The 7,813-nt window shown below is 73.4% G+C and carries 5 protein-coding genes; 3 read left to right on the plus strand and 2 right to left on the minus strand.

The features are described 5' to 3' along the window. Positions 1 to 169: 169 nt before the first annotated feature. On the plus strand, positions 170 to 343 hold the full coding sequence (locus tag V2J85_RS39120; RefSeq protein ID WP_261957581.1) for a hypothetical protein: 174 nt from the start codon (positions 170 to 172) through the stop codon (positions 341 to 343). Positions 344 to 460: 117 nt separating this feature from the next. On the opposite strand, the gene V2J85_RS39125 is transcribed toward V2J85_RS39120, so the two are convergent. After that, a complete protein-coding gene (locus tag V2J85_RS39125; RefSeq protein ID WP_261954666.1) occupies positions 461 to 2,293 on the minus strand; it encodes an alpha-L-fucosidase in 1,833 nt (610 codons plus the stop codon). Between the two features lie 319 nt (positions 2,294 to 2,612). Between V2J85_RS39125 and V2J85_RS39130 the strand changes: the two genes are divergently transcribed. Then, positions 2,613 to 4,175, plus strand: coding sequence for an AMP-binding protein (locus V2J85_RS39130; protein ID WP_330824238.1), 1,563 nt, complete (start codon positions 2,613 to 2,615; stop codon positions 4,173 to 4,175). Between the two features lie 355 nt (positions 4,176 to 4,530). Further along, positions 4,531 to 6,648 (plus strand): restriction endonuclease, encoded by a 2,118-nt coding sequence (locus V2J85_RS39135; protein WP_410011237.1) that lies wholly within the window; start codon positions 4,531 to 4,533, stop codon positions 6,646 to 6,648. A gap of 51 nt (positions 6,649 to 6,699) precedes the next feature. On the opposite strand, the gene V2J85_RS39140 is transcribed toward V2J85_RS39135, so the two are convergent. Further along, the gene (locus V2J85_RS39140; protein WP_330824239.1) at positions 6,700 to 7,500 is read right to left on the minus strand and encodes an alpha/beta fold hydrolase; all 801 of its coding nucleotides are present in this window, start codon (positions 7,498 to 7,500) and stop codon (positions 6,700 to 6,702) included. Between the last annotated feature and the right edge of the window lie 313 nt (positions 7,501 to 7,813).

A 7,813-nucleotide genomic window follows, 5' to 3' on the forward strand; every position in this document is an offset into this window, starting at 1 on the left:
CGAGCGCGGCGCGAGCGCCGTAGTTACTCTGAGGGTCGACGGACGACCTATCTGGGAGACGCCAACACCATTGGCCCGTCGCGGGAACGCCACAAACCTTGGTCGACTTCCCGCTCTGTGAAGCGAGGCGCCACCGCGTCGGACCAATACCTCGATGAAGGAGTGCGTGGTGGCTGTGCACAAGGTTCAACCCAAGCAACCCCGGCTGAAGCGGGCGGGCGAGCGACCAGGTCGGATCAAGGAAGTCCGTAACCTCGAAGTCTGGGACCGCTGCGGGCCGGTGCGGCTGGCCGGCTGTGACGACGATCCCGGCGAGCCGCACATCTTCCGCGGCATCGACTGACCGCTCGGACGTCGGCCCTGACCCTTGGGGTAGCCCCCTCCAGGGTCAGGGCCGACGCCCGGTCAGGCGCCGCGGACGGCGGGTGCACCGGCGTCGCCCGGGCCGCGCGGCCGGCGATCAGTCCGGGTAGAGCCGGCGCTGCGGCACGATCTGCTGGGACTGGCTCGGGCTCGACCACAGCAGTTTCATGTGCGCCTCGCCGGTCCGCTCCGCGTAGTCGATCCGGATGCGGTGCCGGTGACCGGCCTTCAGGGCGACGGTGGCCTTGTCCACCTTCGGGCCGTGCGGCGTCGCGCTGTCGATCAGCAGCCGGCCGTCGAGCCACAGCCGCACGGTGTCGTCCGAGACGGTGGTGAGGGTGTACGTCTCGTCGAAGCGCGGCTGCAGGGAGCCGGTCCAGCGGGTGCTGAAGTGATCGGCGGGGATGCCGGGATCCGGTGAGCCGTCGAAGCGGTAGGACTTGTTCACCGTCGGGTCGACGCCGGTCACCGCGGGCGGGCCGGTGAAGGAGTCGTTCGCCCAGCTCTGCGCGGTCAGTCCGGTGCCGGTGCCGGCCGGCGCCTCGGGCGGCGGCTCGATCGTCAGCCGGAGGACGCCCGCCGGCGGATCGGGGGCCGGTCCCGACGGTGTGAGGTCGTAGCCGTCGCCGGCCGGGACCACCGTCACCCGCCGGTCGCTGCCCAGCACCCGGGCCGCCGTGATCCGGAAGGGCGCCCGCGCGGTCAGGTGGAGGGCCGCACCGGCCGCGGGCCACGACGTGACCGAGGCGTACAGCTCGTCGCCGCGCCGGGAGACCGCGCCCCACGACGGCGCGGCGACCAGTCCGGTGTGCCCGGCGCCGTACACCGCGGCGCCCTGCCCGTGCGCGGCCAACCAGCGGCCGGTCTCCCGCAACCGGTCGACGGCCGGCTGCGGGATCCGGCCGAGCCGGTCGGGGCCCACGTTCAGCAGGTAGTTGCCGCCCCGGCTCGCCACGTCCAGCAGATTGCGGACGACGGTCGCCGGCGACTTCCAGTTGCCGTCGTAACGGGCGTACCCCCAGTGGTCGTTGAGCGTCATGCAGCTCTCCCACAGCTGGCCGTCCACCGGCTCGGCGGGGATCTCCTGCTCCGGCGTGCCGAAGTCACCGTCGACCACGTCGCGCTTGCCGACCCGGTTGTTGACGATCAGGTCCGGCTTCAGCCGGTGCAGATACGCCTGGAGTTCGGCGCCGTCCTGTCGGGACCAGCGGTTGGTGGGGCGGTCCGCGTCCCACTCGCCGTCGAACCACAGCAGCGCCGGGTCGTAGTTCTCGATCAGCTCCGCGAGCTGGCCGTACATCCGCTTCTTGTACCGCGGGAAGGCCGCCGGGTCGGCGAAGTCCGGGTCGTGCCAGTCCCAGATCGAGTAGTAGAAGCCGAGCCGGATGCCGGCGGCGTCGGCGGCCCGCTTCAGCTCGGCGAGGAGGTCGCGGCGCTTGTCGAACGCGGAGTGGTCCCGCAGGTTCCAGGTGTTCTGCCGGGTCGGCCACATCGCATAGCCGTCGTGGTGCTTGGCGGTGATGACGAGGTAGCGCTGCCCGGCGTCCTTGGCGGCCCGGACGATCGCCTCGGCGTCGAAGCCGGACGGGTTGAAGGCGGCGGCCTGCTTCTCGTACTCCGCCCGCGGAATGCCGCACTCGCGCTCGATCCACTCCGCGTTGCGGCAGACCGAGCCGTCCGGCCGGGTGTACTCGCCCTCCAGGTTCGAGTACGCGCCGAAGTGGATGAACATCCCGAAGCGGTCCGTGCGCCACCACGCGGTGCGCGGCGCGGTGAACGGGTCGTCGGTCGCGTGGTTGGTCCCGGGCCCCTCGGCGGGGCGCGGCGGGGGCGCGGCGGCGGCCCCCGAACCGCCCACCGCCGCCAGCAGCAGCGCAGCCAGCGCCACCACGACTCGCGGTCTCCGGAACGGTCTCCTGCGGCTGTGCATCGCTCGCTCCCTCGGGTCGGATGGTCCCGTCGGCGAACCGGGCGCGCGCCTCCCGTGTCCTCCCGCATGGTGCAGGCCCGGCCCCGCGACCGGAAGCCCCCGAACACGACAAACATCGGAGCACTGAAGGGACGCAGGTGCTCCTGAAGGCTCCGAGGGGTCCGGATGGACTCATTGATCGGAGCAAAGTGGTCGTCGGTGATTGGCCGAGATACGTACGGTCGGACGTCCCGCCGGGCCGCTCGGGCGCCCCGCGACCTGGTGAACCACCGCGGTTGGCTGTTCAATGAGCCGACCGGCCGCAGCCACTGGAGGTCCCATGGAAGCCGTCGCCCCGCCCGCCGCCGGTACCCCCGCGATCCGCTGTGCCGGGCAGGAGCGCGGCTACCCGGAGTTCGCCGACCGCGCGGCGCGGATCGCAAGTGGCTTACGGGAGGCGGGAGTCGGGCCGGGCGACCGGATCGCCGTGGTCCTCCGCAACGAGCCCGCGCATCTGGAGATCACCGCCGGTGCCGCCCTGCTCGGCGCTTCCGCGGTCCCGGTCAACTGGCACTTCCGCCACGACGACCTGCGGCACGTCCTCACCGACAGCGGCAGCAAGGTGGTCTTCGTCCACACCGACCTGCTGGACCGGGTGGCGGCCGTGCTGCCGGAGAACGCCCGCCTCGTCGAGGTGGCGGTGCCCGCCGGGGTGGCGGCCGCCTGCGGCATCACCGCGTGCCCGCCCACCGGCGCGCACCCGCTGCTCGACGACTGGTTGGCCGGCCACGACCCGCTGGACCGGCCCGCCGCGGAACGCCCGCCCACCGTCATCTACAGCTCCGGAACCACCGGGCGCCCCAAGGGAGTTCTGCGCGCCCCCGTCGCACCGGACCGGCTCGAGCAGGGGGTGCAGCGGTTCCTGGAGTACTTCGCGGTGGCCCCCGGCGGCCGTACGCTGATCCCCGCGCCGCTCTACCACGCGTCCCCCAGCCAGCACGCCGTCCTCGCACTCGCCGCCGGCCTCGACATCACGCTGATGCCGCGCTTCGACGCCGAGGAGTTCCTGCGCCTGGTCGAGCGGCACCGCATCGAGCAGGTACAGGTCGTGCCCACGATGTTCGTACGACTGCTGCGGCTCCCCAAGGACGTCCGCGAGCGCTACGACCTGTCGTCGCTCACCTCCGTGGTGCACGCCGCCGCGCCCTGTCCGCCGCATGTGAAACACGCCATGATCGACTGGCTGGGACCGGTCCTGCGGGAGTACTACGGCGGCAGCGAGACCGGCGCGGTGACGTGGTGCGACAGCGCGGAGTGGCTGGCCCACCCCGGCACCGTCGGCCGGGCGAGCGGGACCGGCGAGGTCGCCGTCCTCGACCGCGCCGGGCAGCCGCTGCCGCCCGGCGCCACCGGTGACATCTACCTCAAACCGTCGGAGGACTGGCCGCAGTTCACCTACCTCGGGGACCCGGACAAGCGCGCCGCCATGGAGGCGCCTGGCCTGCCCGGCTACGTCACCATCGGCGACATCGGCCATCTCGACGCGGACGGCTACCTCTACCTGAGCGACCGCCGCAACGACATGGTCATCTCCGGCGGCGTCAACATCTACCCCGCGGAGATCGAGGCCGCGCTGCTGGCGCTGGACGGGGTGCGGGACGCCGCGGTGTTCGGCATTCCCGACGAGGAGTTCGGCGAGGTCCTCGCCGCGCACCTGGAGACCGAGCCGGGCGTACGGCTCACCGCGGAAGCGGTACGCGGCCACGTCGCCGAGCGGCTCGCCGGGTACAAGGTCCCGCGGGCCGTCGTCTTCGAGCGGCGGCTGCCGCGCGACGAGTCCGGCAAGCTCTTCAAACGCCGGCTGCGGGACCCGTACTGGGCGGAGCACGGGGGAGCGATCTGAGGGCCCCGATGCGCTCAATACCCCTTCTCCGTACGGGAGTTGGTGCCACGACGTCCTCGCGCCGCCCCAGGGCGCGATTCCTTCGGGGCGGCGGCGGGCCGGGGCCGGCAGGCGGATGACCCCCGAGGTAATCGACCCCGCCGCGGCGGCCTGGAAGCGTGGGTGGCGCCATCACCTCCGCTTCCACGGGAAGGCCGTCCCATGAGCGCGTTCGCCATCGCCCACCTCCGCCCCACCGCCCCGGCACCCGCTCCCGCTAGAGTCGACTGCGACGGTCAGCCGCAACAGCGCTGGTGAAACCGCTTCCACAGGGTTCCGGGGGGCCGCCGCCCCGGGGGGAGGACGAAGAGTCGACATGAGCCGCCGTTCCCATGGATTAATGGCCGTCTGGGCCGAGGCGCAGCGCCAGCAGCAGCGCCGGGAGGAAGCCCAGCGCCGCGCGTACGCCCAGGCGCAGCGCGACCAGGAACGGCAGGCCCGGGACGCCGAACGGGCCATGGCGCGGCTGCACCGGGAACGCCAGGCGGCCTACCGACAGCAGCGCGAGGCGGACGCCCGCCGCCGGACCGAGGAGCTGGACGCCCGGGTCGCCGCGCTCACCGGCCTGCTCGCCGACGGCTGCCGGGCCCCGGCGTTCACCGCCGCCGCGCTGCTGCGCCCCGAGCGCATCGAGGAGTTCGCGCCGGGCGCCCTCGCCACCCCCGTACCGATGCCCGACCCCGCCCGCTATCAGGCGCCCCCCGGCGGCTGGCACCTGGGCGCGGCCCGCCGCGACCGCGCCCAGGAGGAGGCCCGCGCCCGGTACGAACAGGACTGGTACGCCGCGCAGTCCGCCGAACACCAGCGGCAGAACCAACTCGCCGCCTACCGCCGGCAGTACGACCAGTGGGCCGCCGGTGCGCTGGACGGGATCCGGCAGCACAACGCCGGCATCGAGGAACTGCTGACCGGCCTGCGCAACGGCGACGCCGAGGCCGCCGTCGAGTACTTCTCCGCCGCGCTCTACGCCTCCACCGCCTGGCCGGAGGGGTTCCCCCGCCGGGTCACCGCCGCCTACGAACCGACCGCCCGCCAGCTCGTCCTGGACTGGGAACTGCCCGGCTACGCCGTCGTCCCCGAGACCAAGGCCGTCCGGTACCAGGCCGGTGCCGACCAGGAGAAGGAGACCGCCCGGCCGGCCGCCCAGCGCCGGGCGCTCTACCGCGACGTCCTGGCCCAGAGCATGCTGCTGGTCCTGCGGGACCTCTTCGCCGCCGACACCTACGGCGCGCTGGACTCGGTGGCGCTCAACGGCTTCGTGGACGACGTCGACCCGGCGACCGGCCGCCCCGCGCAGGTGTACCTCGCCACCGTCATGGCCCCGCGCGGCGCCTTCGACGCCCTCCACCTCGACCGGGTCAGCGCCGTGGAGTGCCTGACCGACGGCCTGCGCGGGCAGCTCGCCGCCCGGCCGGACCAGCGCACGGCGGTACGGCCCGGACGGCTGCCGGACGACGTCGGCGGTGCGGGCACGGTCGTCTCGCACGGCGGCGAGACCGAGCCGGACCTCTACGAGATGGACCCGATCGCCTTCGAGAACCTGATCGCGGAACTGTTCCGCGCGATGGGCATGCAGGCCGTCACCACCCAGCGGTCCGGCGACGGCGGGGTGGACGTGGACGCGCTGGACCCCGACCCGATCCGCGGCGGCAAGATCGTCGTGCAGGTCAAGCGCTACCGCAACACCGTCCCGCCCACCGCGGTCCGCGACCTCTACGGCACCGTCCAGTCCGAAGGCGCCAACAAGGGCGTGCTGGTGACCACCTCCCGCTTCGGCCCCGGCGCGCACACCTTCGCCAACGGCAAACCGCTCAGCCTGATCGCCGGCCCCGAACTCGTCGACCTGCTCGGCCGCTACGGTCTCCGCGGCCGCCTCGGCACGCCCGCCCCCGGCACCGACACCGACCCCGACGGCGCGCCCGCCCCCACCGCCTCCTCCGGCGGAACACCGGACCACAACGTCCTCGGCATGACCTGGTCCGGGGACGTGGCCCTCGACGTCTGCGCCCTGGTCTGCAAGGGGACCACCGTGCTCAGCGACGACCACTTCGTCTTCTACAACAACCCGTGCACACCGGACGGTTCGGTACGGATGCTGCCCGGCACCGCCCCCGACCGGGCCGCGGTGCGGGTGCACTTCGAGGGGCTGCCACCGGACGCCGACCGGCTGGTCCTGGTCGCCGCCGTCGACCCCCAGGCCAACCCCGACGCCGACCTCGCCGGCTTCACCGACGCCCGGATCCGGCTGCTGGACGCCGCGGGGGAGGAGCAGGGGCAGCTGGTGGTCTCCGACGGGCGGCGCGGCGAGACTGCACTGGTCCTGGGCTCCTTCCGGCAACGGGCCGGCGGCGACTGGGACTTCGTCATCGGCGGCAAGGGCTACCCCGGCGGCCTCACCGCTCTGGTGCAGGAGTACGGCATCGAGGTCGCCTGAGCCGCCCGCGGCACCTCCGTGGGCCGCCCTCCCGTGCGGGAGACCTCCCGGTCAGCTCTGCCACAACCGGGTGAGCACCGCGTTCACCTCGTCGGGACGCTCCTGGTGCGGTGCGTGCGCGGCGCCGCTCACCTGGACGTGGCGGGCGCCGATCGCCTCGGCGAGGTACTCCCCGCAGGCCGCCAGCGCCGTGCCGGTGAACTCCCGGTACTCCGGATGCGCGGTCTCCCAGGTGCCGTTGATGACGACCTTGGGCCGCGTGGCCGCGGTCAGCGGGCCGAGCGGCAACTCGGCGTCCCATACGGGACGTTCGCGCATCGCCGACCGCGCCGCGCGCAGCATCCGCGGGGTCGGCTCGGGCACCGGCAGCCCGTACGGCTCGGTGGACACCCGCAGGTACACCTCCGGGTCCATCCGGGCGGCGTCGAACGCGCCGAACGCCTCCCGGATCCGCCGCACCGCGGCCGCCACGGTGGGATGTCCGGCCGCGGTACGGAGCGGGGCCGGCTCGATGAGGGTGAGCGACTGCACCGCCTCCGGGCGCGCGGACGCGGCCAGCATCACGGCGGCCGCGCCGTACGAATGCCCCACGAGGTGCGCCCCGTGCCCGAGGAGCCGGAGAACGTCCTCGGCGTCCGTCTCGTAGTCGCTGCGGGCGATGTCCGGACTGTCGCCGAAGCCGCGGCGGTCGACCAGTTCCAGCCGGAACATCTCGGCCAGCGGCCGCTGCCCGGCGAAGCACTCCGTCCCCCAGGTCATGGTGCCGTGCACCAGCAGCACCCGCGGCGCCCCGGGCGTCGCCTCGTCCCACACCGTCACATGAACCGGTTCCCGCTCCCCGCGCGCACTCATACGTCCGACCCTAGAGGCTGTCGGGCACCCGATGGCCGGATCGCTCCGTCACGATTCGGCCAGCCCTGCCAGTACCTGAGTGTTCGTCAACTCGCTCTGGCCGCCGCGTACATCGTCGTGGACGCTCCCTCCCACGTACCCGTCTGTTCCGCCGCGGGGCGCTGCGCTTGGCGGCGCCTCCCACGTACCTGTCTGTCGCGCCGCGGGTGTTGTTCGCCGTTGCGCCTGCGGCGGGCTGGGTGGTTTGTGGGTGCGGTGACGGGCCTCCGGCCCGTCCCCTCCCGTGAGAGGGAAAGTTAAGGCTGGTGGGGGT

It is taken from the genome of Streptomyces bugieae, assembly GCF_036352915.1.
GTDB lineage: Bacteria > Actinomycetota > Actinomycetes > Streptomycetales > Streptomycetaceae > Streptomyces > Streptomyces endophytica.